This window comes from Methylovulum psychrotolerans (genome assembly GCF_002923755.1).
GTDB lineage: Bacteria > Pseudomonadota > Gammaproteobacteria > Methylococcales > Methylomonadaceae > Methylovulum > Methylovulum psychrotolerans.
The window spans coordinates 1-2139 of sequence record NZ_PGFZ01000060.1; the positions used below are offsets into that span (position 1 = coordinate 1).

Here is a 2139-nt window from a genome sequence, read left to right on the forward strand (position 1 = left end):
TTGTTTCTGTAATTGAATTTGAGAATTATGATCATTCAACTCCAAAGCCATATCAATCTGTTTGGCTGTAACATATCCACAGGCTATTAACAATAAAATAAATGCTATGCGGCAAATCATACAGAAAGTATTTTTGACTTTAATATAGTTAATTTTGGATTTTATTTTGCATAAACAGCTACCATCATGTTGTGATTAGGTTTGGTTAGATGAAATGGGCTATTCGCTACGGGTTTTAGCAAAAGATATTGCACCGCAAGCGATGAATAGCCATTGGATTGCTCCACTAGGAAATATATCTTCGGCTGTTAATAGGGTGACTTCAATAACATTCGCATCCTTGATTGATGCGCTACCCAAAGACCAAAACCTTTTGTCTGGATGAAACCAGCCTAGCCAATTGAACAAATCCCAACCTTTTTGCTGTTCTGCAAGAGCTTTGTCCTCAGAAGACATGCTTCGCCATTCTTTTAGCCATTCCAATGCCTGTTCATGCGTCATTTCTGGAGCAAAACGCTCAGTGAACCATACAGGCAATAAATTTTGCCAAGCCATTGTATCAGGCCAACGGCTGGCGTTTTGCTCTGATAAGATAAGTAAAATGTGTTCAACACGGCTTAATACTTCGGCTGAATTTCCCGTACACTTTGCAATAAAGTAGGTTTTTAGCATATTGGATGAATCCTTAACGTTAACAACCATTTTTTGTTAGTCCTAAAAACCATAAGTAAGGATGTATTGTAAATTGGATGGCTTCATCGAGCTTTTAAATAATCTGTGAAAACATCATGTAAAAAATCCACATCAAATTGAATCGATGAATCTGACATCGGAATAAATTAGCATCCAGTCTTTCTATGGGTTTTATGACTATTGTTGTTTTATTTTACCTAATAAAACGAAACAAGCGTTTTTGAGCGTATCCGATATTTTTTGATAATACGCCTCTTTATCCTGATCGGAGATAGACAAGTACGTTGCACTGAAATTTTTTCTATTATCTTTATCTGGCATAGTTTCAGTTTCCGATACAACGCTAATAAAAAAATAAAAGATGCTTTCATCAATCCCACTCAACCCGAAACGATTATCAACAATAAATCTAGCCCCCTCTACATAATCTATTTCATCATTAATGAGCTTTTCTGTGACTTCAATTATTTTGTCATGTATATCAAAATCATTTTGCATAAACGGATTTCATCATATTTGTATTTGGTTTATTGGGATATAAAACAAAACCGCCATTGGCAGAGTTATCAGAATGTGTATATCCGAACCATGTTTCAGTTGCGCCAGGAGGCACACCTCCACCTGAATAAATATAGGTAGTTGGATCCAAAACTTCGGCAGCAACAGCTAAACCTCCTAATATTATAGCTCCTCCTTTAAATAGTTTTATACCAGCATTTTTAGACCATTCGGTAGCAATGCTTTTAAATTCTACATTAAGATCTAAGTCATAGTTTTGATACCAATGCGTACTGATTTGTTGTCCATCGGGGGCTGTATATGATTTGGATGTCATTTTTGCCCAATCACTAACATTTCCGCCATATTCTGCGATCAATCTATTAACATCCTTAATTTTATCGCCAACAGCAATTGGTTCTCCAATACCCTTCATAGCTTGAGCAAGTTGATCCTCACTATTTATTTGTTTTTTTAGTGCGATTGCTGCTGCATCCAATGCTGATGCACCTCCCCGAAGAATACCCTCTAAAAACTTAGAATTACCAGTAGGATCATTAAAGTTGACCGGATTATTTCCCGCATAAGCATAGAAATTGACATCTCCCGCGCCAAAGCCCTTGGGGTCTTCGGAGATGAAGCGTCCGGTGACGGGGTCGTAGTAGCGGGCGCGGTAGTAGTAAAAGCCGGTGGCGCCGTCGCGTTCGCGGCCGGTGTATTTTTGGTCGTTGTTGCTGGGCGTGACTTGGTTGAGGATGCGCCCGTAGGCGGTGTAGCTTTGGGCGGCGAGGATGCTGCCGTCATGCAGGCTTTGCCCCAGTACGGATTGCAGCGCGTCGTGGTGGAAGGTGCTGTTGATGAGGTCGCCTGCGGCGTTGCGCTGGTAGGCGTTGACAATCTCGTCGATGACGCCGCCCCGGAAGTATTTGGCTTGCAGGACGGCTTGGT

General features: G+C 40.5%; 3 protein-coding genes. All 3 read right to left on the reverse strand.

Annotated elements, in window-relative coordinates; translation table 11 throughout:
• Positions 1-219 precede the first annotated feature (219 nt).
• Positions 220-672 carry a hypothetical protein gene (locus AADEFJLK_RS23490; RefSeq protein ID WP_146054742.1) on the reverse strand — a complete coding sequence of 151 codons (453 nt, stop codon included), beginning with the start codon at positions 670-672 and terminating at the stop codon, positions 220-222.
• A 198-nt stretch (positions 673-870) separates the two neighbouring features.
• A complete protein-coding gene (locus AADEFJLK_RS23495) occupies positions 871-1191 on the reverse strand; it encodes a hypothetical protein (protein WP_103976020.1) in 321 nt (106 codons plus the stop codon).
• On the reverse strand, positions 1181-2139 hold a 959-nt coding region (locus tag AADEFJLK_RS23500; protein ID WP_146054743.1), incomplete at its 5' end, for an RHS repeat-associated core domain-containing protein. The genes AADEFJLK_RS23500 and AADEFJLK_RS23495, both read right to left, overlap by 11 nt.